We start from the raw sequence: 25839 nt of genomic DNA, 5'->3' as shown, positions 1-25839 counted from the left end.
ACCTCCTACTACAATGGTTTTATCTTAAATAAAGGTTGATTATATTCTACTAGTTCTTCATTATCAACTAATACTTCAATTATTTCACCTTTAATTTCACTTGTTATTTCATTCATTAGCTTCATTGCTTCTAATATACATAAAGTGTCACCTTCTTCAACTACATCGCCAACCTTGACAAAACCTTCTGCATCTGGACTTGGAGAATCATAGAATGTCCCCATCAAAGGAGCTACTACTATTGATAAATTCTCATTAGATACTACAGGTTCCTCGTTTACAAATGGCTTTTCTAAAGAAAGATCTACTACCGATTCTTGTTGTACACTTAAAACAGGTGAGCTTGTAACTTCAGTTTTTTTAGATGCTTCTAATTTAAAATCACTACTTTCAAGCTTTACATATTCTAAGTTAGTTGAGTCTATGACCTTTAATAATTCCTTAATTTCATTGATGTTCATGTTGTTACCCCCTTGTATTATTACCTGGTGCTAATATTATATCACAAAAAGCAAATTTATAAAAGAAAAAGTGCTGACTATAGAATCAACACATTCAGATATATTTTAATTTTAAATTAACAACCAGTAAATTCTTTTGTTTTAATTTTCCATTATTAATATAAATTATAAGTATAAAATGAATAAAATTCAATATATTTTGCAAAATACAATAAAATACAAATTAATACCTCGGGAATTTTTAAGACAAATACCAAAATTATGCAATTTAGACTTCGCTTTCTTTCATATTAGTATCATTTTCTTTGTTTTTATATAGTATATCTTTTAATTTAGTGATTAAAATACTACTATATAAGTTAAAAGTCATTAAAATTGCAGGAATTATAAAATAAAATCTAGCACCAATAAATCCAAAAACTACTGTAACAAGTATCAATCGTTTATTTAAAGTAAAAAATGGTATATCAAAAATACTTTTATCAGATGTATCTGGAGTATAAGAACGTATAATTCCAAAAACCAAAGTTAGCATACAAAGTGGAAGTAATACATAGCTTGAAATTATTCCTAAAAATCCTATACTTTCAAAGTAACTGCTAGCACTATTTGTATAAACAAACATATATCCATTTAAATAAGCACATATACATGATATAATACCAAAAGTTCCTCCTAAGGATTGAGTGTACCAATTAAAAAATTTAGATTCCATATACCTCGCCTCCTAAAACTGTATATATAATGATATGCATTTAAATAATGAAATATATCTTTATACACTCATGAACAAAATTTTATTAATTTTAATAATTTATATTTAAGAAATGCAAAGTATAGTGTAGTATATATTAATGTAGATAAAGTTTTATAGAACTTAATTAAATTATCTTATATGGATTTAGTACAAGTTTAAAAGGTTATATTAGGGTTTTATATTTGATTAAGCTGAAAAATTTATTATAAATGAAGGGATGTTTTCGCTTTGGTAGATACATTAGAGTTTGGTCTTAAAGTTTTATTTTTTATATTATCGATAATTTGGATGGGAAAAATAATGATTTTAAGAACTGATAAGCAAATAGTAATTAATCCTTTGCTTATTGGTATATCTGCAGTACTTGTGATGTTGCATACCTCACAAAGTAATATTGAGTTTTTTGGACTAGATGTTCAGTATATAAGAATAGTTTTGTATATAGTATATTCATTGATAATTTTAATAGGAATATGGTCTACTAACAAAAGAAATGGGATTTTTTAGATAATCTATTTATAGATATCTAAAGGTTGCTAGTAACAAAACATTAATATTAGTGCCTTGTTACTAGCAACCTTTGTTTTGATTTAATATTAAAATTAAAAATATAATAATTAAATAAGTTGTATAAATATACACTTTATTTTATGTTATTTTACATTTACAGTGATTAAAACTTCTTGAGATGTATTTAAATCATCTTTGTCATTTAGTATAACTTTCACTACTGCTTGCCCTTTATTATTACCCTTAATAATCATATCTTTACATGAAAGTATACTCTTATCACTTACAGATACCACAAAGTTTAAATCTTTCGAAAGGCTATTAGTTACTTCCCAGTATTTGTAATAACTATCAATTTTCTTTGTAACTATTTTTCTCAAATCAATACTCTCGCCTTTTGATATGTCAATATTATGGTATTTAGAATCTAATTTATATTGATTATCTTTTGTATCAATAAAATTCAAATCACAATTTACATCTACACCATTATTTGAAAGAGAATTAACTGTATTATCATTAATTAAATAATTATTTGCAAGATTAATTGAGTCCATATCTTTTAGACCTAGTATTTCTCTAGGAAGTTCCTTTATGTTATTGTTCCAAAAAATAAAATTGTCTATGTTTTCAAGATATGATATACCTTTTAAATTTGAAATATTTTCTCCAGTTGCATAAAATTCACCATCCAAAGCCTTTATATTACTTATAGTCATTTCATCTGGATTTACATATCGTTTTACAACTGCTCTCAGGTTAGCATCAGGAAAAATATCTTTAAGTTGGTTTTCACTTAAAATCTTATCGTTTGAATTTATTGGATTTAAAGCCGTCGCAGAAATAAGAAATGGTATTAAATTAGCTAAATTCATAGCACCCTCCCACATAAAACAAAATTTTTTACATAGTAAATTAATTTCTATGAGAGGGCTCTGTTTCCTTGTTATATATGCCTACTTTCGTACACTTTATTAATATAAATTAGCATAAATTTCTACTATTAAACTTATAAACATATTACTAGTTACGTTTTTTAACTTCACATCTAAATATTCGCATTCCTTGTGACATAAATTTATCCTCATACTCTGTTGTAACATTATTTTTATACTCACTACTGCTTAAATCAAGAGAAATGTTCTTTAAGAGCCAATTATTTGCAGCAATTTCATTTAAACTAAACTCGAATAATTTTTCATTATCTGTTTTGAAATGAATTTCTCCATTATCTTCTAAAATATTATTATACATCTCTAAAAATCCAGAATGAGTAAGTCTTCTTTTACTCCATCTATTTTTTGGCCATGGGTCACAAAAATTTATATAAATCCTAGATAATTCTTTAGATTCAAAATAATTTAGAATATTGCTTACATCAGCCCATAAAAATAATATATTATTTAAATTAGAAACATCAGCTTTTTCAACAGCCTTTAAAAGTACTTCTTCCTTTAATTCCATAGCAATATAGTTTATATCAGGATTTTGCTTGGCCAAGGTTGTAATAAATTGACCTTTTCCAGTTCCAAATTCAACATGTATTGGATTATCATTTCCAAATTTTATACTCCATTTGCCCTTTAACTTGTCTATATCTTCTCTTAAGACATATTCTATATAACTTAAAAGTTTTTCATCTGCACCTTTTTTTCGTCTTCTTCTCACAATAAATTCTCCTTACATATAAAAATTAGTAAAATACATTTTTTATTATACATTATCTTACTTAAAAATAAAAAGAACTCTCTTAGAATAGAAAATTATTTCTATCAAAGAGAGTTCTCAATATACTAAAAAATCAATTCTAGTGGCACCCTGAACAACCAGAGCATCCTCCTCCACCTTGATCTTTCATATTTTCTGGAATTACTCTAAATCCAAATCCTGTATCTTCTATAATTATATCTCCATATTGACTATATTCATCAGAGCTCATCACAAATTGTAATTCTCCGACTTCATAAGTTAAGTCATCTTCTTTTTTCTCATCTAAAGCTAATCCAAAAGAAGGACCTCCACAACCAACACCTGCAAAGTATACTCTTACATTGTTAGGTTTATCTTGATTGTCTTTTAAGATACTTTTTAAAGTATCAATAGCTGTTTCTGGTAAAGTAATTTTCATCAAATCATTCCCTTTCAAGTATTTTATTAAAACAATATCTATTATATACCCATATAACGTATATAATCAATTAGTTTTTGTATATTTTGCCAAAACTTCTACCAATTATTACTTAGACTTTTAAATATTTTATTGTCTTAAATAAATACCCTAATAATATGTTTAATAAACAATAAATAAAATAATTTACATAGAGTATAATTTTTTATTCATTGTCTTAATATTATAACACATTTAACATAGTCTAATTCATATATATAAAAATTATACAATCTAAAAAAGACTGGAAATCTTTAAATTTATTATGTAAAAATTACCAAAATATATCTATTAATTATTCTGCTATTACACCATCTAGAACTGTAATAATACGATTACTACTTCCAGCAGCTTCAGGTGAATGAGTCACCATAATTATTGTTTGACCACTTTCTTGATTTATTTTACGGAGTAATTGCATTATTTCTGCTCCTGTCTTACTGTCTAAGTTTCCAGTAGGTTCATCAGCAAATAAAATCTCTGGTTTTCCTATTAATGCGCGTGCTATTGCAACACGTTGTTGTTGACCACCTGACAACTTACGTGGAGTATGTTTACGTTTATCTGATAATCCAACAATTTCCAAAATATCGTTTAATTGATTTTTGTAATAATTCATTTTTTTCCCATCTAATAATAGAGGTAGCATAATATTTTCTTCAACATTTAAATTAGGTATTAAATTATAAAATTGGAATACAAACCCTATATTTCTACGACGTATTATACTCATCTTATCGCCATTGAAATGTGATATATCTGTTCCATTCATATATACTTTTCCACTTGTTGGAGTATCTAGCCCACCTAAAATATATAAAAGAGTACTCTTGCCAGAACCAGATTGTCCCATAATAGAAACGAACTCACCTTTCATCACCTGTAAAGATATATCTTTTAAAACTTTAGTAGTTGTATTATCAACTTTAAATTCTTTAATAATATTTTTTGCTTCTATTGCTATACTTTTATAGCTTGCTTTCATGTGTTATCCTCCATTTTTATTCAAATTTAATTTCTTCTACTAATTTCATTTTCTTTCCTTTTATAATTGGTACTACTGAACCTATTAATGTTACTGTAATACCTAACATTCCAACAAAAATGAATGTTTTAAAATCTAAATCTGGTGTCATTGAAATCTTTGGTCCTGCAACTATGAAAATCGTCTGAATTTCTAATATAGATATTAATACTCCAATAACAGCACCAAATAAACCTGATGTAAATCCTTCAATTAAAGTCATTTTAATATTCTGTTTATCACTTTGTCCTACAGATTTATACATAGCTATAGAACGTCGCTTTTGAATATAGTTTATCAATAGATTATTAATTATACCTACTGTAGCAAGCAGTAAAATAAAATAGGTCATATTATTCATAGGAGATAAAAAGCTATTTATCGTATTTAAAGAGTCATTGTTGAATTCCTCAACAGTACGACTCCAATTAGATGTATCTCCAAATAAATCTCTTATTTGAATCATAATCACATCTGGATTGACTGCTGTGTAAGCTAAAAATCCATATGTAGTTTTATCGAAATCACTAACTGCATAACGAGATGGTATAACAGCTTCTACATCATTTGCGCGAGATTTAAAACTTCCAACTATTGTGTAAAAAACCTCTTTATCACCATCAGATACAATTATTTTATCCCCTACAGAGAAACTTGTTTTTTTAAGTGTATCTTCATTTAAAATAATAGAGCGTTCTTTTTCAAAAGATTTAATTGCTACTTCCTTCATATGAGAATTAGTATAATTTATTGCAAACATAGAACTATATGATTTTATATTATCAGTTGCTTCTACTCTTGAAAATTTTATACTGTCACAAGATATTTCATTGTTCATAACATAGATAGGTAAAACTTTTTTAATTCCATCCATGTGTTTAACATTTTCAATAAATTCTTGATTCATATTTCCATCTGCGAATCCCTGTAACTTGGCATCACGAAATACATCGCCTATATATGTCTTGACAAAACTTCCTACAACACTTATTGCAATTACAGCAGAAATACTTATAAATAGTAATGTAATGTTTTGTGTGATATTTTTATTATTCTTCATATTTCTGGCAGCTAATTTACCTTCATTTCCCAGAATCTTTTCATAAATAAATTCAAATACTGTAGACATAGTATCAGTAAAAATAGGAATTAGAATAATGGTAGATACAATTAGTCCTAATAACGAAAATCCTCCAGCTAAATACAAAGTATTTTCAGTTGTTATCCTTGGAAGTAGAATAGATAAAAAAAGTACTATAAAACCTATACAAAATATAGTACGATTTGAAATATTCTTTTCTTCCACCGTTCCCAAAACAACATCTTTTATTGATAACTTACTAGTCTTTTTTATAGGTATATATGAACTAAGTAGAGAAACAATTATCGCTACTACAAAAGAAGAAATAATTACTATTGGAGATATTACTGTTGGAATTGATATACCTTGTTCAAGAGAATTACCAAGACCATGAAGCATGAAATTTAAAACAACTATACCAATCGGAATTTCAAGTAACCCTCCAACACTTCCATATAATATACTTTCAAATAGTAAAATATTAGTTACTGTTTTTTTATTAGCACCAATACTTCGAAATGTTCCAATGATTGGAAGACGCTCTAATGTAATTACCTTGTAACTACTATATATAATAAAAATACTCATAGTTAATGCAAAAAAACTTATTAGGAAAAATGGCATTGTTTTCTGTCTAGCATCTGCAATTATCTGAGTTTCATTTATAGTATTTGATACTTTATATTCTTTAGTTGAAATTTTTTCTGATAATTCATTTATCAAATTTTCTGTTGTTATGTCGTTTTTCGGCTCTATCAAAATTTTTGTATATCCACTTTCTTTATTTAAAATTTTGGATAGTGTGTCTTTAGGTATTAATGCATTTACCCCTCTTGTATGTCTCAAAAAGACTGTGTCATATACAGCAATATTAGCCACTTCAAAAGTGTAAGGCTTACTATAAATTTGTAAAGTGATTAAATCACCTTTTTTAATTTTATATTTTGATGTGAAACGGTCTGGAAGAATAATTTTATCACCAGAAAAATCAGTGATATTATTTCCATTTACCAATCGTGGTTTATTAATTTTGTTTAGTTGTGGTAAATCTGCTGCTATAATATCGAATGATTCATAATATCCATCTTCATGATAAACAGCAGAGCTTTCTAATATTCCGACTTTTGATTTTATGGAATGTAAATCTGGTATATCTTCTAAACTAATTAATTTATTTGAACCTGTACCTTGAACAGCTATTGTTGCAGTCCCAGCCATACCTCTTGCCATTTTTCTCTGTGCACTTTCATAAGACAATCCAATTGAAAAGGAAACGAAAAGTAAAACTGTTGATAAAATTACGGATAGCAACATAACTGCTGTTCTTATTTTTCGTTCTTTAATATTTGTTAGGATATATTTTAATATAATTTTCAAATTTACACCTACTTTCTTGATTTAATGTAACTCTAAAGTTTCTTAATGCTAATTAATATTCCATAAACAAAATCAGATAAAAAAGCTTTTACTTATGTAATGATAATCATAGAATTTTTTATTTTCATTAAATTTCCTCCTAAAATTAAGTCTCCTCCTAAATAATAAAAGGTTGATAACTACCATATAAATATGATAATTTATCAACCTTAATATATCTTTTATTTAACCTTATTTAACCTTAATTGATAGGAAAGGAAATATGAAATGTAGTTCCTAAAGATAAAATACTCTCGACCGATATAGTTCCTCTATGAAGCTCAATAATTTGCTTTGTTATTGCCAATCCCAAACCAGTTCCTTCTGTTTTTTGTTCTGTATTAGTGCCACGATAATAACGATTAAATAAATTTGATACTTCCTCCTCTGTCATTCCTCTCCCATTATCTAAAACAGTTATATTAATTTTATCATATATCATTACATTCAAAGAAACTTTGGTATCTTGATTTCCATGCATAAAAGCATTAATAATCAGATTACTAAATGCACGCTTTAGAAGTGTAGAATCAAAAGTAAATTTAATATTGTCAATGTTACTGTCAAATTCAATTGTATTAGTTCCATATTCTGGATAGTTCAAAATATCAATAGCTAACTCTTTCAAAAACCTTATCAAGTTGCTATTTTGCTTATTCAACGGAATGATACCATTTTCTAATTGATATGTTAACTTTAAATCGCTAATAAGTGTATTTGTATATTCTATATTCTTAAGCATGATAGAAGCGTATTTATGTACTTGTTCATATGAAAGAATATTATCAGTGTCTACAAGTATCTCTGCATATCCTTTTATTGGCGAAAGGGGAGTTTTTAAATCGTGAGTTATATTTGAAATCCATTCTTCTCGTATAATATCTGTTTTCTTTTTCATTTCATCACTGATATGAATTTCTTCATTAAGAGTATTCAAACTATCATAGACATCAGCAAAAGCTCCTTTCGCTTTGGTTGGAAGATATGTTCTCTTTGCAATATCACTAACAGAAGACGTGATTCGTGAAATAAATTTTGTTATCCAATATCCATAGGCAATTCCAGAAATTAAAACTATTAAAAATATAATACCTATTATTGAAAGCACAATAGGTTTTCCACCTATAAATTTAGTCCCATCAAAAAACATTGTTACTTTAGAAATATTAAGTGGAAAGTGTATAATATAAATAAATTCATCCTCATTATTTTTAATAGTACTCAAGTATACAGTATCAGCATTTGAAGTATCTTTCTTGGCTAATTCCAATAACTCAGAATTAGAATAATGATTTTTATGATTTTTTGGTTCTGAAAATCCATAAACTCTATTTCCATAACTATCTAAGATTTGTATCCATAATTGATTTTCCCGAAGCTTTTCCAAACCAGATTGTTTTATTTGTGGTTTATTATCTATAAATATAATTTGCTCAGTAAAACTTTCCATAAAATTTTGAGGCCAGTTACTACGTATGCTTTTTCCATTTGGATGCTGGACATTAATAAGTGATAAGAAAATTCCTATTGCAGTTAAAGCCAGGCAGAAAAGCACTAAGAAAAAAATAATGTACGAGTAAAGTATTGTCCTGTATCCAGACTTACGCATTTAATCAACTCTTTTCCAAAACTTATATATTTGTGTTTTTTAACTATTTTTAAGGTAAATCTTATTAAATATGATACTATCTTAAATTATATGTGTATAGTTTTATATTATCAAGTTATCTGTTATTTAATAAAGCACTATGACAATATATAAAACAGTGATGATATATAAAACAGTTTAAAATTACTTATTAAATATTAAACCATCTAAATCTGAATACAAAATAACATGTGTATATTAATGAAAATAGAAAAGCATATCATAGAACCACTTTTATAGGGGATACTTTAATAAAAGAATTAAAAATTATAACATATAAAAAATTTCCACTAAAAAATAATCGTGTTAGAAGAATGACAGAAAATCATGTATTTTGGAAATATTTCACAAATATTAAGAATAATAAAACACTTGAAATTGCTTATGTCAAGAAATTTTATATAATATAAACTGGTCAAATATGTTATAATATTAAATTGTGACAAGTTCATGGAGGTGTTTATATGAAAAAACAAAAGTCGCCAATTTTACTTGAAATGCTTGGGTTATTTTTTGGTTGTATATCAATGAGTATTGGTATAAATATGTTTTTAAAACCACATACAATTGCTCCTGGAGGGCTTAGTGGTCTATCTTTAGTGTTAAATAAAGTTACAGGGCTTCCAGTATCAGCTATCATGTTAATCATAGGTGTTCCATTAGTAATACTTGCTTTCAGAATTATGGGTACAAAAAATTCATTAAAAACGTTATTTGGGACAATAGTATTCTCTGCTATAGTCCAATTGACAGACCCACTATCAAAATTGAGATTAACTGATGACTTACTACTATCAGCTATTGCAGGAGGAATTTTAGTTGGGATAGGTTTAGGAATAATGTTTAAATCAGATGCTTCTACTGGAGGAACAGATTTAATTGCACTTATACTTAGTAAAAAGTTTCCAGGGATAAAAGCTACAAAATTTATGTCTTGTTTAGATGGAATGGTCGTTATATCTTCTGGTATAGTAAATCGTAGTATAGAAACAGGCCTTTACTCTGGGATAGCACTTTGTGTCTTAATAAAAATAGCAGATATGATAATGGAAGGATTTGATCATTCAAAAGCATTTTTTATTATTTCTGAAGAACCTGAAAGTTTAAGACAAGCCATAACAAAAGAACTTGATAGAGGTCTTACTATTCTTGATGGTAAAGGTGGTTACACTAGAGAAAACAAGGAAGTACTACTTGTTGTAGTTTCTAAAAAGCAAGAACTTTATCTTAAGAGATTAGTTAAAAAGACTGACCCTACTGCATTTGTTATTGTTACAGATGTACATGAGGTTCTTGGAGAAGGATTTAAAAACTTAGAAAATTAATAAGTTGTTTTATAACTTTGTTTATATAGTTTTTAATAACTTATAGATGCCAAAATCATATCATATTAAAGTGTGAGTATATTAATTAATATACTAAACCTTTTTAGTAGATATAATATGATTTTGGCATTGTTTTTATCTAACATTTATTAGAACACTAAATACTCATTATTTTTTCAATTCATACTGATAACATGGAACATTTTTTATTGTGCTTCCAGTATGAATTTTTTTGATATATTTTCCTACACATTTAAAACCCAATAAATCTAATGATTTTGTAGAATTCGCATTTTCTTCATAGGTTATCGCAATGATTTTATTTAGATTTAGTTCTCTAAATCCATATTGTATTACTCTTTTAGTTATCTCAGTAGCAAAGTCATGACCCCAGTAATTGGGATTAATACATACGCCAATTTCAGCTTCCAATGCCTTTGGATTTATATTATTAAACCCCATATTCCCAATAACTTTATTATCTCTTTTGTACACTATTGCAAAGTGACCTATTTTTCCTTTTTTATATGGATTTAAAAAAAATGATTTTATAAATTTTCTTGTGTCTTCTAAAGACTTATGCTCATTAAATGGTAAATGTTTTACTACTACTTTATTTTTATAACAATCAAAAAAATCCTCAGTATCATTTAATGATGCAGGTCTTAGTATGCAGTTTCTAGTTTCTAAGGTTTTCATTTGAGGATATTCAGAATCAGACATTTCTAATCCCCCTTTATACATTAATCTAATATACTGTTCATATTTAAAATACGATATTAATTATATAAATGTGCTCAAATTAACCTTATTTCTAATTTAATAAAAATTAGCTTATTATAAATCTCTCAAATCTACAACATTATTAGTAATAATATAAGTTCTCTACTAGTTCTATTTATTGTAAGATACATGTATATGTAGGTACTTTTTAATTTATTTTTATTAAACTTATTTTAGAAATGCCAAATATAAACTTACATATTATTAGATATCATACTTAAAAACTCTTTTGTTGCTAGTGATAAAGAGATATTTTTCAAATGGCAATAACCTATACTTCTCTTAGGTATTGGCTCTTTTATGTCTAATTTGAATAATTTTCCACTATTTAAGTAATCTATGCTAAATTCTTCTATAACACAAGATACTCCAAGATTTATATATGCAAATTCTAAAAGTAATTCATGAGAGCCTAATTCTATATCTGGGTTTAGTTTTATACCTTTTGATAAAAAATATTCATTTACATAAAGCCTTGAATTTGCTTTATTTTCTAACATTATCAAAGGTAACAAATTTAATTCTTCTAAAGATATTTGCTTTCCTTTGTATTCTATGTAATCATTTGCACATACAAATATGTCATGTATCTCAATACATTCAACGATATTTAATGTTTCATCTTCTATTGGCATATTTATGATTGCTATATCAATATTACCATCTTTAAGTAAGGATATAAGTTCTCTACTAGTTCTATTTATTGTAGATACATGTATATGTGGGTATTTCTTATGAAAAATTTCCAAATACTTTAATAGAAAAAAACGTGCTGCTGTATCTCCTACTCCAATTTTTAATGAACCATATTCCAATTTTTTAAATTTATTTATTCTATCTTCACCTGATGCGATTAAGTTTAATGCAGTAGCAACATGTTCACTTAAAATTTTCCCTTCTGGAGTTAACTTTACACCTTTATTATTTCTATAAAATAATATAGTATCTAATTGTTCTTCTAATTGTTTAATTGATTGGCTTACAGCTGGCTGTGACATAAATAATTCTTTGGCAGCAACAGAAAAGCTCTTATGACTTACAACTGCATTGAAAACTTTATATAATTCAAGTTTTACGTTCATACATAACTACTCCTTATATCAAATATTAGTATTATTTATTTTACTTATGATTATATTTGAATTATAATATACATGGTACTAATATGACAATATTAATTCTTTAGGAGGATTTTAAATAATGGATAGATTAGTTGGAACTGTTTCAAGAGGTGTTAGAGCACCTATTATAAGACAAGGAGATGACTTAGTTAAAATAGTTGTTGATTCTGTCTTAAATGCATCAAAGAGTGAAAACTTTGAAGTTAGAGACAAAGATGTAATTGCTGTTACAGAAGCTGTTGTTGCTAGAGCACAAGGAAACTATGCTCATGTTGACAATATAGCGAAAGATGTAAAAGATAAATTTGGAGATGATACTGTTGGTGTTATATTTCCAATTTTAAGTAGAAATCGTTTTGCAATATGTCTAAAGGGTATTGCAAAAGGATGTAGAAAAGTTGTATTAATGTTAAGCTACCCTTCTGATGAGGTTGGAAATCACTTGATAAGTATTGATGAACTTGATGACAAAGAAATAAACCCTTGGTCAGATGTGTTAACAGAAGAAAAATATAGAGAACTATTTGGATATAATAAACATACATTTACTGGTGTTGATTATGTTGATTATTATAAAAATTTAATTAAAGAGTGTGGTGCAGAAGTAGAAATAGTTTTTGCTAACAACCCAAAAACTATACTTAATTACACAACAAGTGTTTTAACTTGTGATATACATACAAGACAAAGAACAAAGAGAATTTTAAATCAAAATGGTGCTAAAAAGGTATATTCTCTTGATGATATAATGACATCAAGTGTAGATGGTAGTGGGTATAATGACCAATATGGACTTTTAGGTTCAAACAAAGCTACAGAAGAAACTGTAAAATTATTCCCTATAAATTGTGATGAAGTTGTAAATAAAATTCAAAGCAATATAAAAGAAATTACAGGTAAAAATGTAGAGGTAATGGTTTATGGAGATGGAGCGTTCAAAGACCCTGTAGGGAAAATATGGGAGCTAGCTGACCCAGTAGTTTCTCCTGCTTATACAAAAGGCTTAGAAGGTACTCCAAATGAGGTGAAATTAAAATATTTAGCTGATAATGATTTTGCTGACTTATCTGGAGATGAGTTAAAAGAAGCAATTTCAAAATACATAGTTGAAAAAGATAATAAATCTGATGATTTAACAGGAAATATGGTTTCTCAAGGTACTACTCCAAGAAGACTTACAGACCTTATAGGTTCTTTAGCAGATTTAACTTCTGGAAGTGGAGATAAAGGTACTCCTATTATTTACATACAAGGTTATTTTGATAACTATACAAAATAATATATATTAAAGCATTTTATGTAATTTATTTAGATTAAAAACTAATATAGACCTCTTAATTGATATAACTTTACTGTATATCAATTAAGAGGTTATTTAATATTTACATAGTTTAATTTATTAATCTTTATTAAGAATTTTAATCTCTATTTATTTCTGAAATAATATCACTCTTTAATATTTGTTTTACTGGAATGATAACTGCAATAATACTAATAGTAATATTTAAAATAATCATACCCACATATAGAGACATATTTATATTGAAAACTGGATTTATATATAAATATACGCGTTTTACTATAAAATAAATCATAGATTGCCCAATAATACTTCCAATTACCATTATAATACTTGCATATAGTCCATATAAAAAACCTTCCCTCATCATCATAATCAAAAACTTATTATCTGTGATTCCCATAGCTCTTAAAATTCCAAATTCATGTCTTCTTGAAAAAACTAAATAACTCACTGTATTGATAATATGAAACAAACTTATGCTTAGAAGTACAAATACGATACCATATATAAACAATAATTTCTGGTTTAAATAAATATTATTTTTTTCAATAGCAATAGTATAATCTGTCACAATACATCGTTTTATATTATGTATAACATTTTTTATTTCTTTAGCTACTTCCATGCTATTGCTTTCTTTCGTCTTTTTTATACTGGCCATATTGTAATTTATGATATTAAAATTACTTTCCATTTGTTCATTTGTCATAACTATATCCATGCCATAATCGCCAATAAAGTATATATTATTTGCCATTACACGTTTTACAGTAGCAGCAACTACAAATTCTTTTACTGTATAATCATTTTTATCTTCTTCTTTAAACTTAATAGTCTCATCAGTAGGTTTCATTGTTTTTGGCACTTTAACTTTGATAGTATCTCCTGGCTTTATGTCAACTGCACCATATATACCAGTACCATCCATAGGAAGTCTAACAATCACTTTATTATTTTTAACCATGTCAGAATTATCAATTTTTCCATCAATAATATAAGGATTTAATCCTTTTAACATGTTAGCATTATATCCATAGATATTTGTCTTTAAAAGGTGTCCCCCATCACTTTGTTTAGTGCAAATTCCATTGAAAAAATTCTTTATTCTGTAATCTTTTTCAAGAGGTTTAAAGAAATTTTTCCAAAGTAATTGTTCATCTCTAATGTGTATACCGCCAAAAAAATACCTTACTGGGTGAATACTTGATACACCTTCTACTTCGTTTAGTCTTGAAATTTTATCTTTTGGTATTCCTATATCAAAATCAGTTGTTTGCATAGCTATTTGATAATCAGAATTTAAACCATCATCAGCCTTCATTGTAAGCTCGTTATTATTTCTAGTAAGTTGTATAGAATAGCTAGAACATAGAAAAATAATTCCCCCAAGTGCTAATGAACACAAAATCCCTATAAACATTCCTTTTTTTTGAGTCATATATTTATGAGATAATACTGCTGTCATGTTAGAAAACTTTATACTTTTTATCTCTCTATTCTGTTTACTAATAACTTCAAAATTTTTCATTGACTCAATACTAGAATATTTGCTTAGCTTATATACAACTCGTACAGTGATTAAAATTAACAATAATGCTAAAAACAAAAATCCTAAGTAAATAGATTTTTCACTTATAAAAAATGACCCTGGAATAATATCACTACCTAAGAATATATGAGGAAATTGTTGATGTATTGTTGAAGCTACTCCTATGCCTAAAATACATCCTATAGGAAAACCTATGATAAAAAGTAAAAATAATTCTAAAAACAAGAGTAGTAAAAGTTGCTTATTATTAGCACCTAACACTTCTAAAACGCCATATTGTGATATTCTTTGAAGTATCGAAACATGGAAAATACTATATATTGCTGCTGCACTAAATATTCCAATAATCAAAACAATTGCATTTGTATTTAATTTTAAAGAATTTAAAAATTGAAATACACTATATCTTTCAAAAGTTATTGGAGGTTTTACACCAAATTCACTTGATAAATTCCAGTTTACATAGGAACTTTTTTTCGATATACTAAATTCTCTCATAAATCTAGCACTCTGTTTTTTTATATTTTTATTTTCATCAAATTTTACATAAACCATATAATTACCATTTTCTTCAGAAAATGTAGAACTATCTACAAAGCCCTCTAAAGCAGTTTCTGGATTTAAAATATCAGATAAAATCCCACATAACTTATAAGTTTTTCCGTCTAATTTTATCTCTGTTCCAATTTTTTCTTTTATATTTAAATTATTTAATGAATAGGTATCAAGTGCTATTTCTCCTTCTTTGCTAGGAAGCTTTCCCTTCAATAATTTTCTACCTGTCATATCTAAATAAGATGAATCCACATTTAAAAAATTCATAATGAAAGGTTCATCTATAGAACCTTTAGTATTTGTGATACCAAGTCTATTTACAGTGTATTCATTTGATTTTTTGTCTTTCTTAATTTTTTGTAGTTGTTTATTATCTACCTTAAAATAAAAATGATAATCTCCATTATCCGCTCTTATTTTCTCAATTTTACTTTTATTTGCACTATTTACTAAAGAACCAATTCCTGTCAATAAGGCTACTGATAGTACGATGCTTAAGATTATAGATATAGATTGTTTTTTATAATGTTTAATATATTGAATTGCAAACTTCATTAAAGATATCATAGTATTTCACCACCATTATTTACTACAATTCCATCTTCAATATGTATAATAGAATCGCATATTTGTGCTATATTTTCATTATGTGTTACCATAAGTATTGTTTGGTGAAATTTTGCACTACTTTCTTTTAGTAAACATACTACTTCCATTGTAGTCTTACTATCGAGATTTCCTGTTGGTTCATCAGCTAGTATAAGTGCAGGTTTATTTGCTAAGGCTCTAGCAATTGCTACTCTCTGTTGTTGTCCACCAGAAAGTTCACTTGGAAATTTTAGACGTTTGTCCCAAATACCTAATGTATTCATTAACATTTCAATATAGCTATGATCTACATAATTTCCTTTATCCAATGTAACAGGAAGAGCAATATTATCATAGACATTTAATACTGGTATTAAACTGTAATTTTGAAATATAAAACCTATATTCCTTCTTCTAAATACAGTCAAATCCTTTTTTCTTAATTTAGATATGTTTTTACCCTTAATTATTACATCTCCTGATGATGGGCTATCCAACCCACCTATAATGTTTAATAATGTACTTTTACCAGACCCAGAAGTTCCAACTATAGCAGTAAATGTAGCCTTTTCAATTTCTATGCTTACCCCATTTAGTGCATTGACCTTGTTTTCATATTCTCCATAATGTTTTACTAAATGATTCGTCACTAATATACTCATTTTATTTCTCCTTTCAACATAACTTAAAATATAAGTTCTTATAAGATATTGTAAGTGACGATAATTACACCCATCCTACAAAGTTAATTTAAACTCTTACAATTTTGTAAGAAGATACTAAAACAACTTCCGCTTCCTAATTTGGATTCTACTATAATATTCCCTTTTTCTTTTTCTAAAATTAATCTTGTAAGATAGAGACCAATTCCTGTACCATTTTGATTTTCAACATTTTTACCTCTATAAAATCGTTTAAAAATATTGTTCAACTCTTTACCATCAATGCCTATTCCTTCATCTTTGATTATAATTTTAGTGTATAGTTCCATTTTTTCTACAGAAATAGTAATCATACTATTTGATGGTGAATATTTTATTGCATTTTCTAAGACATTTACAATTGCCTCTATAGTCCATTTTTTATTATGAAATAACTTTATATCTGAAAATATTTCTAAATTTATTTTTATGTTTTTAGATTCTGCTTTATTAAAAACAGTACTAATACTTTGAACAATAGTGTCTTTAATTAGTAGTTCTTCTGCTTCAAATTTGATAACCCCATCTTCTAATTTAGTCATCTTAAATAGAGACTCTAATAACCAGTCAATTTTAAAAGTTTGATTTTTCATTTTTTGTAAAAATTCTACTTTTTTTGATGTAGGAAGATTACTATTTTCTAAAAGTTCACAGTAAATGGTAATATTTGAAAGTGGTGTTTTTAATTGATGTGACATATTTGAAATTAAACTTTTAATTGCTTCCTTTTCTGATTTTGACTGCTCTACTTCTATCTCTATCATATCTTTAACTTTTTTTACTTGGTAAGAAATTTTTGATATTCTTGTATCTTTTGTATCTGGATAAGAAATTTCTTTACCTTCCAATAATTGATTTAGCATTAGACTTAATTCGTCACATGTATTTTGACTTTTTTTAATAGTTATTATAGCTATAATTATCATACATATTGCAACAAATAATAGTAACATATTTATTCCACCCCATTCCATAGATAGCCCATTCCATAAGCTGTTTTTATATACTTTGGATTAGATGGATTATCCTCTACCTTCATTCTAAGTCTTCTTATATTTACAGATATAATATTCTCATCAACATAATTTTCTTCACTATCCCATATATGATGTAAAATTTGTTCCTTCAATAATATTTGTCCTTTATTCTCAATTAAATAATTAATAAGCTTATATTCTACAGCACTAAGTTCCAAATCTACTTCATTTTTATACACCTTTAATAACTTTTGGTCTAATCTTATACCATTAGAATACAGCACTTTATTATTTGATTTTTTTCTTATTGCTACTTTAACCCTCGCTTTTAATACAGACAAAGAAAACGGCTTTGTGATATAATCATCTAAACCTATTTCTAATCCTGTTACCTCATCAATCTCTGAATCTCTTGCAGTAAGCATTATAATTGGAATATCTGACATTTCTCGTATTTGCTTACATATATCAAATCCATTTCCGTCTGGAAGGTTACAATCTAAAATTATAAAATCTATATTTTTATTATTAAATATATGTAAGCCCTCTTGTTTTGTATAAGCTTTTAAAACATTAAATCCTTCACTTTCAAAAGCATAAAAAAGACCTTCATTTAAGTTTGTATCATCTTCAATAATTAATAAATTCAATTTTCTACTCCTTTTATTTTTAAACTTTTAAAATAGTATTTCTTCTTATCTTTTGTTAAAAATATATTGATACACCTATTTTACTAAAAAAACTGTAATTAAATTTGTTTTTTCTCAAATCTAGTTACAGTTTTTTATTTATAGACTATTCACCTTTAGAACATTCTCTATAAAAGGCTTTAATTGATTTTAAATCATTATCAGTTATAATATGTACACCACTTGCACTTAATAAATTAGCAAGACACTCAATACGTTTGAAATGTTTTTCTGTACTCTCATTAAACAATACTGGGTCTAACCAAATATTTATTAATATTATAAATACTTCAGACATTTCGTTTGGATAATCAGTTTTAAAAATGCCTTCTTCAACACCTTGTTTTATTAAGCAAGATAGTAAAGGGGTCATTTCAAGCGTAGATGCTCTTATACTCTTCATAAATAAGATAGGTTTTTTTTGGAGGCACATATAATCAATCAATTTTTTCCTTATTTCTGAACTAGATATGTGTAAGATAAATTCAGACACTTTTTCTCTAATCGTAAAGTTAGGATTATTTAATATTAACTTTAAATTTTCCATCTCTACTTTTAAATTACTTGATATAATCTCTTCGAACAGGAGTTCTTTATCTTTAAAATGGTAGTATACAGATTCTTTAGATATATCAAGAGTATCCACAATTTGTTGCATAGTTACATCATCATAGTCATTTTCTTCGAATATTTTCCACGCAACGTCTAATATCTGACTTCTCATCTTGTCAGAATGTTTATTTCTTGACATATAAATTCACTTCTTTCTTTATCAATTTATATTAATTGTTCATACATTTATTATAATAAGATTTTTTACAGTATGTCAATACACACCATTTAAAGACAACAAATCGTATTTATTCTTAAATTTCTTATTATTTATCATTAATATAATTTATATGTAAAAATATTATAAAACATATATAAATACATATTATTTAATTTAATGACGCTTAAATTGAAAATATAACCTTATTCTTATATAATTAAATTATGTAAGGATAAGGTTATATGATTTAATTATACTTTTACTAGGGGGAATAGAATTGAAAAGGGTTGATGAAAGAAATACTATGTTTGCAAGAGCAAATTATAAAAAAAATGGTTTTGCTTATAATGACTATTATGAGAAAAATCCTGAAAAAAAAGAAGTTGATGATAGTATAAGAAGTAGACCAAATTTATGTAGTGAAGGAACTATGACTTATAATGAGATAAATTCTCCAATGGCAAGTAGTGCATTTGACTTTTTATCTGATATAAAATCACTATGTGAAGGAAAAGTTTGTGACAATAAAGTGGATGTAGATGCAAAGTCTATGACTAAAAAAATAAAAGGGTTTGCAAAGCAATATGGAGCTTCTGTGGTTGGTATAACTAGATTAAAAGATTATCATATTTATACAAATAGAGGTAGACATGAAGAAAACTATGGTGAGGAAGTTAATCTATCTCACAAATATGCAATTGTATTTGGATGTGAAATGGATAAAGAAATGATAAACAGAGCCCCGATGATATGTGAAGTTATAGAAACTTCAAAATGTTATGTAGATGTATCTATTGTTGGTATGATTTTAAGTTATTACATAAGAAACCTAGGATATGATGCTAGAAATCATATGGATGCTAATTATCTAGTAATGCCTGTTTTTATAGCTCGTGATGCTGGATTGGGTGATATAGGAAGAAACGCAATACTTACAAATAAAGATTATGGTTCTAGACTTAGACTAGGGGTTGTTACTACAGATATTCCACTTATAGAAGATGAATATGTTGATTTTGGACTTGAAGATTTTTGCAAAGTATGTAAAAAATGTTCTTTTAATTGCCCTTCTCACTCACTTTCTAATGATATTAAAATTGGTGATGATGGAAAATATAATTGGGTGATTGAACATGAAACATGTTACATTAAATGGAGATATTTAGGCACAGACTGTGGTATGTGTATATCTGCTTGCCCATTTAGCCAAAACCTTGAAACTATAAAAAACACTACTTCTTTTAAAGGCAATAATGAGCTTATTGAGAAAGCTTTGGATGAATATACTTCAAAATTTGGTAAAAGAATATTTGTACCTGGAAATCCATCTTGGTTAAAATAATTTTATATATTTAATAAATAGTCTGTCCCATGATAAATTCTAGGACAGATTATTTATTAAGTATTTTATTTATATGAATATAATATGATAATTTAGCAACATTTTGATTATATAATTAACTTTATATAGAATATTAAACATAAAAGGAGTGAATATATGAAAAAAATATTAGTAGTTGAAGATGATACTATATTAAATAAAACACTATCGTACAACTTAAATGAAGAGGGATATATGGTTATTTCAAAATTTACAGCTATATCTGCTTTAGAATCTATTGTTAAGCACAAATTTGATTTAATTATTTTAGATGTTAATCTACCAGATAGAAGTGGATTTGATTTGTGCAAGAAAATTAAAGAAAATTATGATATCCCTATAATTTTTTTAACTGCCAATGATATGGAATATGATATGATTAAAGGTTATGAACTTGGAGCTTTGGATTATATAACAAAACCATTTAATATCAATGTGTTTAAACAAAAAGTAAGAGCACTTTTAAATCATATTACAACAAAAACAAAACAAGATTGCTATGATGATGGATATCTCAAGATTAACTTTTCTGAGTTCTGTGCATATATAAATGACAATCAAATTGTATTTACACCATTAGAATATCGTACTTTAAAACTATTTATTGAGAATCCCAAAAACATTCTAACAAGAAAAATACTTTTAGAAAAACTTTGGGATATAGATGCTAATTTTGTAGATGAACATACTTTGACATCTGTTATAAGTAGAATTAGAAGTAAAATTGAAAAAGATGGCTCTCAATACATTAAAACAGTATATGGTATGGGATACATGTGGATAGGTGAAAAAAATGAATTTTAAAAATTTTTCTTTTAATACTATTTATTTAATAGTTGCTGTTAGTATGGCTCTTACAGCTATTCTATTCAATATAGCAATTTATATAATAACTAATGATTTTAAAATAGTTGTTCTATTATTGATATACACAATAATATTCTCTGGTTTTATATTATTAATCATGCTCTTACTTCATAAAAAAATAACTCTATTTTGCTCTGAGATATGTTTAACCTTAGATAAGATGATGAATAGTAAAGATAATCTGGAAATTACTTTGGAGGAAGAAACACTTCTGTCACGTATTAATCATAGACTGATTAGAATGTATGAAGTCATTCAAGAAAATCGCCACAATATTGCTATGGAAAAAGCTGATTTACAAGAATTAGTTTCTGATATCTCTCATCAAATCAAAACTCCTATTGCAAATTTAAAGATAATTAATAATACTCTACTGAATCAGAATCTTAAAACTGAAATTCAAAATGAGTTTTTGATGGATATGCAAGGTCAATTAGATAAATTAGAATTTTTAATGCAGTCTATGATAAAAACTTCAAGACTAGAAACAGGTATAATTTCACTATCTAAAAAGAAGAATTCGATTTATGAAACAATTGCTACTTCACTTAGTGGAATTTTATTTGATGCTGAAAAAAAGGACATTCAAGTTACAGTTGATTGTGATTCAAACTTATATATATGTCATGACAAAAAATGGACTTCTGAAGCTATTTTCAATATATTAGACAATGCAGTGAAGTACACAAGTCCTAAAGGTAAGATACATATATCTACAGAATGCTGGGTTATGTATGCTAAAATAGATATTACTGATACTGGAAAAGGCATATCAGAAAGTCACCAAGCAGAAATTTTTAAGAGATTCTATCGTGAGGAAGATGTACATGATATAGATGGTATTGGAATTGGTCTATATCTTTCAAGAAAAATTGTATCTCTTCAAGGTGGATATATCAAAGTTACATCAAAAATTGGAGAAGGCTCTACTTTTTCTATATTTTTACCTAATAAATAAATTTTTAAATATTTTATTTGTGATAATTCTGCAACATTTTGATTATATACTGTATTTACAATATATAAAGGAGGTCTTTATAGTGAGTATTTTACAAGTAACAGACTTAAAAAAATATTATGGGAGAAATTCAAACATTACAAAAGCTCTTGATGGTGTGAGCATATCTGTTGAAAAAGGTGAATTTATTTCTATTGTAGGTACATCTGGTAGTGGTAAATCTACATTATTAAATATTATGGGAGGTTTAGATAATCCTACATCCGGAAATGTCATTATAAGAGGAAAGGATTTATCAACTATGAATGATGAACAACTTACAATTTTTCGACGTAGAAATATAGGTTTTATATTTCAAAATTATAATCTTGTTCCTTTACTTAATGTATATGAAAATATCATTTTACCAATTGGATTGGATGGTGAAACACTAGATAAAGACTTTATAAATGAAATTATAAGTTTACTTGCACTAGATGAAAAATTATATGATGTACCAGGTAATCTTTCTGGAGGACAACAGCAACGTGTTGCTATTGCAAGAGCACTTGTGACGAAGCCTGCTATTGTACTTGCTGATGAACCAACAGGTAATCTTGACAGCAAAACTAGTGCAGATGTATTAGGCTTACTTAAGATGACAAGTGAGAAATTTAACCAAACAATTGTAATGATTACCCATAATAATGAAATTGCACAATTAGCAGATAGAATCGTTCGTATTGAAGATGGAAAAATTTATAACTAGGAGGTGAAATATATGTTTAAAAATAATAATGGTGCTTTCATTAGAAAAATAGCATTGAATAATTTAAAAATTAATAAACTTAAATTTTTTCTTTCAGGTATTATTATAATGATTTCCACATGTTTATTATTAACAACTGCTTTAGTTTCATATAATGGCTCTATAGATTTGGTTAATTCATCTCCCTATCATGCGAGATATCAATTTGTAAATGAAAAATCAAAAACATTATTACAGCAAAATAAAAACTTTAGTAGTGTAGGAGTTTATAAGTCACTTGGTAGTGAGATAAAATCAGATTATAAAATGTCAATGATATATGTAGATAACACTGCAATTGAGCTTCTGAATTTTCAACTATTAAAGGGCGGTATGCCAACAAATAAATATGAAATTGCTATTTCAGAAAAATATCTATCTGAACTTGGCTTGAATAAAGACCTTGGAGATAGCATTACATTAAAATATCGCGACAATATTACTAATAAAGAAATACAAAGCGATTTTATTATTGTTGGATTTGTAGAAAATTACTATCAAGATAATGCTAAGCAATACTATACAGTTGTTTCCAATGATTATCTCAAGGATATGGCTTCTACACCTTTACAAATCAAAAGTAACAATTTTAATGAAGCAACTCCAAACACTGTAGATGTATTAGTTAGATTATCAAAAGAAAATACAGAAAAATCCCCTACTTTAATTAAGACTCAATTAAGTGAAATTGGTTCCTCTTTAAATATTAAAAAACATAATATATATTTAAATGATAATTATATTGAATCAAATTTAATTGATGGTGAACAAGTTATTACAGTTTTAATAGTAGGAGTGATTATTCTTTTTTCTAGTTTGTTTGTTATTTATAGTATTTTTTATATTTCAGTTGTTAATTCAGTTCAAATGTATGCAAAGTTGAAAGTACTTGGTATGACTTCTTTTCAGTTGAAGAAGTTTATTTACCTACAAGGAAATATTTTATCTATTATTTTTATTCCAATAGGCATTATATCTTCCTGCATAATTACATATATAATTCAGCCTTTAGCATGGCAAATGACTACTGACTTATTTATTATTCTAGTATTATCAATAGTAATATTTTTGACTGTAAGAATTTCTTTAAATAAGCCAGCTAGAATTATTTCAAAAACTTCCGCTATTGAAGCTATGCAATACACAGAAATTAAATTTAGAAATAAAATTAAAACACTTAATTATATAAATATTAAAAATTTAGCACTAAAAAATATTGAGGTAAATAGAAAGAAAAATTTAATAGCATTGATTTCATTGAGTATTAGTGGAATATTATTTATTTCAATTGCTAGTCTTTCTAATTCTATAGATTTTAATAAACAGATGTCTCAGACATTCGTTTATAATGAAAATTATATTATTGGAAATAAAATTGACAATTTGTATGAACGAATTACACAAATTCAGCAAAATAATCCATTTACAAACACTCTTAGAAATGAAATCAAATCAATTTATGGAGTACAAAAAGTAATTGAATCTAAAGGAATAAAATGTGAAGTTATATACCCTTCTATTAAGGATAAAGATGGAAGTAACGTAACAACTTTGATTGAAAGTGTCACACCAGAGCTTGCAAAATCATTCCAAAAGTATATTGTAAATGGTAAAGTTGACTATAAGCAATTGGATTCAAACAGCTTGATTGTAAATAAATATAGGACAAAATCTTATGGAGTTGATTTGAAAATTGGAAATACAATTACATTTAATATATTTAGTGGAAATGACATCATCAAAAAACAAATGAAAATAGTTGGAATAATTGATAATTCAAATACAGGATGCATGTTCTTTACTTCAGACAAGGCTTTAGATAAAATAACACCATATAATACAAATTTACATTTTTCAATTTTATCCGATAAAAAGTATTCAAAAGAAGTTGAAGAAAAACTATTAAATATTATTCAAAATAATTCAAATTTAATCCTTTATTCATATGATAGCGATTATAAAATGCTAACTAGAGCTTTTAAGTATATGATTATAGCTGCATATGTATTTGTTGGTTTAATTTCCTGTTTTGGTATCCTTAATATGACAAATATCCTTGTAAATAGTGTATTAACTAGAAAAAAAGAGTTTGCCTTACTTCAGGCGGTTGGAATGACAAAAAAACAGTTGCGCAAAATGCTCTATCGAGAAGGTTTAAATTTGAGTATTAAAGCTGTATTTGTATCAATTACATTGGGTTATTGTGGTTCAAAATTACTCTGCTTTTTTATAAAAGATGTTGTTAGATTAGACTTCATTAATTTCAATTTCTCTATACTTTCTATTTTAATTTTTTCATTTATATTAATAGGCATGCAAATATTAATAATTGAATTCCTTATAAGAAATCTAGAAAAACAATCAATTACAAAACGTTTACGCTCTCAATAAAAATATATATAAAAATAGCTACTTTTAT

23 protein-coding genes are annotated in these 25839 nt (G+C 26.5%); 8 read left to right on the top strand and 15 right to left on the bottom strand.

Going from position 1 to position 25839, the window contains the following annotated elements; translation table 11 throughout:
- Positions 1–8 precede the first annotated feature (8 nt).
- Both accB and IC173_RS06815 read right to left on the bottom strand, forming a co-directional pair.
- Positions 9–461, bottom strand: coding sequence for an acetyl-CoA carboxylase biotin carboxyl carrier protein (accB, locus tag IC173_RS06820; protein WP_227435173.1), 453 nt, complete (start codon positions 459–461; stop codon positions 9–11).
- Between the two features lie 268 nt (positions 462–729).
- On the bottom strand, positions 730–1176 hold the full coding sequence (locus tag IC173_RS06815) for a hypothetical protein (protein WP_227435171.1): 447 nt from the start codon (positions 1174–1176) through the stop codon (positions 730–732).
- A gap of 270 nt (positions 1177–1446) precedes the next feature.
- On the opposite strand from IC173_RS06815, the gene IC173_RS06810 reads away from it, so the two are divergent.
- Positions 1447–1725, top strand: a complete 279-nt coding sequence (locus IC173_RS06810) for a hypothetical protein (RefSeq protein WP_227435168.1) — start codon at positions 1447–1449, stop codon at positions 1723–1725.
- 146 nt (positions 1726–1871) lie between these two features.
- Here IC173_RS06810 and IC173_RS06805 read toward each other — a convergent pair whose 3' ends face one another.
- From IC173_RS06805 to IC173_RS06780, 6 genes are all read right to left on the bottom strand, one after another.
- Positions 1872–2603 (bottom strand): hypothetical protein, encoded by a 732-nt coding sequence (locus tag IC173_RS06805; RefSeq protein ID WP_227855342.1) that lies wholly within the window; start codon positions 2601–2603, stop codon positions 1872–1874.
- 148 nt (positions 2604–2751) lie between these two features.
- Entirely contained in the window at positions 2752–3396 is a 645-nt protein-coding gene (trmB, locus tag IC173_RS06800; protein WP_227855341.1) for a tRNA (guanosine(46)-N7)-methyltransferase TrmB, read from the bottom strand.
- Positions 3397–3535: 139 nt separating this feature from the next.
- Entirely contained in the window at positions 3536–3856 is a 321-nt protein-coding gene (locus IC173_RS06795; RefSeq protein ID WP_227435162.1) for a Fe-S cluster assembly protein HesB, read from the bottom strand.
- 334 nt (positions 3857–4190) lie between these two features.
- A complete protein-coding gene (locus IC173_RS06790) occupies positions 4191–4880 on the bottom strand; it encodes an ABC transporter ATP-binding protein (RefSeq protein WP_227855340.1) in 690 nt (229 codons plus the stop codon).
- A gap of 16 nt (positions 4881–4896) precedes the next feature.
- Positions 4897–7377 carry an FtsX-like permease family protein gene (locus IC173_RS06785; RefSeq protein WP_227855339.1) on the bottom strand — a complete coding sequence of 827 codons (2481 nt, stop codon included), beginning with the start codon at positions 7375–7377 and terminating at the stop codon, positions 4897–4899.
- A gap of 241 nt (positions 7378–7618) precedes the next feature.
- The gene (locus IC173_RS06780; RefSeq protein ID WP_227855338.1) at positions 7619–9025 is read right to left on the bottom strand and encodes a sensor histidine kinase; all 1407 of its coding nucleotides are present in this window, start codon (positions 9023–9025) and stop codon (positions 7619–7621) included.
- Between the two features lie 503 nt (positions 9026–9528).
- Between IC173_RS06780 and IC173_RS06775 the strand changes: the two genes are divergently transcribed.
- Complete coding sequence (locus IC173_RS06775) at positions 9529–10389, top strand: YitT family protein (protein WP_227830556.1); 861 nt, start codon at positions 9529–9531, stop codon at positions 10387–10389.
- Positions 10390–10557: 168 nt separating this feature from the next.
- Here IC173_RS06775 and IC173_RS06770 read toward each other — a convergent pair whose 3' ends face one another.
- Positions 10558–11112, bottom strand: coding sequence for a GNAT family N-acetyltransferase (locus IC173_RS06770; RefSeq protein WP_227435157.1), 555 nt, complete (start codon positions 11110–11112; stop codon positions 10558–10560).
- Positions 11113–11366: 254 nt separating this feature from the next.
- Positions 11367–12254, bottom strand: coding sequence for a LysR family transcriptional regulator (locus tag IC173_RS06765; protein ID WP_227435156.1), 888 nt, complete (start codon positions 12252–12254; stop codon positions 11367–11369).
- Positions 12255–12372: 118 nt separating this feature from the next.
- Between IC173_RS06765 and IC173_RS06760 the strand changes: the two genes are divergently transcribed.
- On the top strand, positions 12373–13572 hold the full coding sequence (locus tag IC173_RS06760; protein WP_227855337.1) for a coenzyme F420-0:L-glutamate ligase: 1200 nt from the start codon (positions 12373–12375) through the stop codon (positions 13570–13572).
- A gap of 139 nt (positions 13573–13711) precedes the next feature.
- Here IC173_RS06760 and IC173_RS06755 read toward each other — a convergent pair whose 3' ends face one another.
- The 5 genes from IC173_RS06755 to IC173_RS06735 form a co-directional block, all read right to left on the bottom strand.
- Positions 13712–16267: an ABC transporter permease gene (locus IC173_RS06755; RefSeq protein ID WP_227855336.1), complete on the bottom strand. Its 2556-nt coding sequence runs from the start codon at positions 16265–16267 to the stop codon at positions 13712–13714.
- Positions 16264–16950, bottom strand: coding sequence for an ABC transporter ATP-binding protein (locus IC173_RS06750; RefSeq protein ID WP_227435153.1), 687 nt, complete (start codon positions 16948–16950; stop codon positions 16264–16266). The genes IC173_RS06755 and IC173_RS06750 overlap by 4 nt, the downstream gene beginning before the upstream one ends.
- 83 nt (positions 16951–17033) lie before the next feature.
- Positions 17034–17942 (bottom strand): sensor histidine kinase, encoded by a 909-nt coding sequence (locus IC173_RS06745; protein ID WP_227435152.1) that lies wholly within the window; start codon positions 17940–17942, stop codon positions 17034–17036.
- A gap of 2 nt (positions 17943–17944) precedes the next feature.
- Positions 17945–18616 (bottom strand): response regulator transcription factor, encoded by a 672-nt coding sequence (locus IC173_RS06740; RefSeq protein ID WP_227855335.1) that lies wholly within the window; start codon positions 18614–18616, stop codon positions 17945–17947.
- Positions 18617–18761: 145 nt separating this feature from the next.
- On the bottom strand, positions 18762–19406 hold the full coding sequence (locus IC173_RS06735) for a TetR/AcrR family transcriptional regulator (protein ID WP_227435150.1): 645 nt from the start codon (positions 19404–19406) through the stop codon (positions 18762–18764).
- 298 nt (positions 19407–19704) lie between these two features.
- Here IC173_RS06735 and IC173_RS06730 point away from each other — a divergent pair, with 298 nt between their 5' ends.
- From IC173_RS06730 to IC173_RS06710, 5 genes are all read left to right on the top strand, one after another.
- Positions 19705–20769, top strand: coding sequence for a 4Fe-4S dicluster domain-containing protein (locus IC173_RS06730; RefSeq protein ID WP_227855334.1), 1065 nt, complete (start codon positions 19705–19707; stop codon positions 20767–20769).
- A gap of 156 nt (positions 20770–20925) precedes the next feature.
- Positions 20926–21612, top strand: a complete 687-nt coding sequence (locus tag IC173_RS06725; protein ID WP_227855333.1) for a response regulator transcription factor — start codon at positions 20926–20928, stop codon at positions 21610–21612.
- A complete protein-coding gene (locus IC173_RS06720) occupies positions 21602–22633 on the top strand; it encodes a sensor histidine kinase (protein ID WP_227855332.1) in 1032 nt (343 codons plus the stop codon). The genes IC173_RS06725 and IC173_RS06720 overlap by 11 nt, the downstream gene beginning before the upstream one ends.
- Before the next feature lie 82 nt (positions 22634–22715).
- Positions 22716–23381 (top strand): ABC transporter ATP-binding protein, encoded by a 666-nt coding sequence (locus tag IC173_RS06715; RefSeq protein WP_227482645.1) that lies wholly within the window; start codon positions 22716–22718, stop codon positions 23379–23381.
- 12 nt (positions 23382–23393) lie between these two features.
- Complete coding sequence (locus IC173_RS06710) at positions 23394–25811, top strand: ABC transporter permease (RefSeq protein ID WP_227855331.1); 2418 nt, start codon at positions 23394–23396, stop codon at positions 25809–25811.
- The last annotated feature ends 28 nt before the right edge of the window (positions 25812–25839 follow it).

This window comes from Clostridioides sp. ES-S-0048-02 (assembly GCF_020658495.1).
Lineage (GTDB): Bacteria > Bacillota > Clostridia > Peptostreptococcales > Peptostreptococcaceae > Clostridioides.
This window is presented reverse-complemented; position numbering and strand designations above follow the sequence as displayed.

Excerpts from the sequence above, each read along its gene's own strand:
- IC173_RS06725 (WP_227855333.1), top strand. The coding sequence starts at position 20,926 with ATGAAAAAAATATTAGTAGTTGAAGATGATACTATATTAAATAAAACA.
- IC173_RS06775 (WP_227830556.1), top strand. The coding sequence starts at position 9,529 with ATGAAAAAACAAAAGTCGCCAATTTTACTTGAAATGCTTGGGTTATTT.
- IC173_RS06750 (WP_227435153.1), bottom strand. The coding sequence starts at position 16,950 with ATGAGTATATTAGTGACGAATCATTTAGTAAAACATTATGGAGAATAT.
- IC173_RS06710 (WP_227855331.1), top strand. The coding sequence starts at position 23,394 with ATGTTTAAAAATAATAATGGTGCTTTCATTAGAAAAATAGCATTGAAT.
- accB (WP_227435173.1), bottom strand. The coding sequence starts at position 461 with ATGAACATCAATGAAATTAAGGAATTATTAAAGGTCATAGACTCAACT.
- IC173_RS06760 (WP_227855337.1), top strand. The coding sequence starts at position 12,373 with ATGGATAGATTAGTTGGAACTGTTTCAAGAGGTGTTAGAGCACCTATT.
- IC173_RS06780 (WP_227855338.1), bottom strand. The coding sequence starts at position 9,025 with ATGCGTAAGTCTGGATACAGGACAATACTTTACTCGTACATTATTTTT.
- IC173_RS06745 (WP_227435152.1), bottom strand. The coding sequence starts at position 17,942 with ATGTTACTATTATTTGTTGCAATATGTATGATAATTATAGCTATAATA.
- IC173_RS06735 (WP_227435150.1), bottom strand. The coding sequence starts at position 19,406 with ATGTCAAGAAATAAACATTCTGACAAGATGAGAAGTCAGATATTAGAC.
- IC173_RS06805 (WP_227855342.1), bottom strand. The coding sequence starts at position 2,603 with ATGAATTTAGCTAATTTAATACCATTTCTTATTTCTGCGACGGCTTTA.
- IC173_RS06795 (WP_227435162.1), bottom strand. The coding sequence starts at position 3,856 with ATGAAAATTACTTTACCAGAAACAGCTATTGATACTTTAAAAAGTATC.
- IC173_RS06770 (WP_227435157.1), bottom strand. The coding sequence starts at position 11,112 with ATGTCTGATTCTGAATATCCTCAAATGAAAACCTTAGAAACTAGAAAC.
- IC173_RS06755 (WP_227855336.1), bottom strand. The coding sequence starts at position 16,267 with ATGATATCTTTAATGAAGTTTGCAATTCAATATATTAAACATTATAAA.
- IC173_RS06790 (WP_227855340.1), bottom strand. The coding sequence starts at position 4,880 with ATGAAAGCAAGCTATAAAAGTATAGCAATAGAAGCAAAAAATATTATT.
- IC173_RS06720 (WP_227855332.1), top strand. The coding sequence starts at position 21,602 with ATGAATTTTAAAAATTTTTCTTTTAATACTATTTATTTAATAGTTGCT.
- IC173_RS06815 (WP_227435171.1), bottom strand. The coding sequence starts at position 1,176 with ATGGAATCTAAATTTTTTAATTGGTACACTCAATCCTTAGGAGGAACT.
- IC173_RS06765 (WP_227435156.1), bottom strand. The coding sequence starts at position 12,254 with ATGAACGTAAAACTTGAATTATATAAAGTTTTCAATGCAGTTGTAAGT.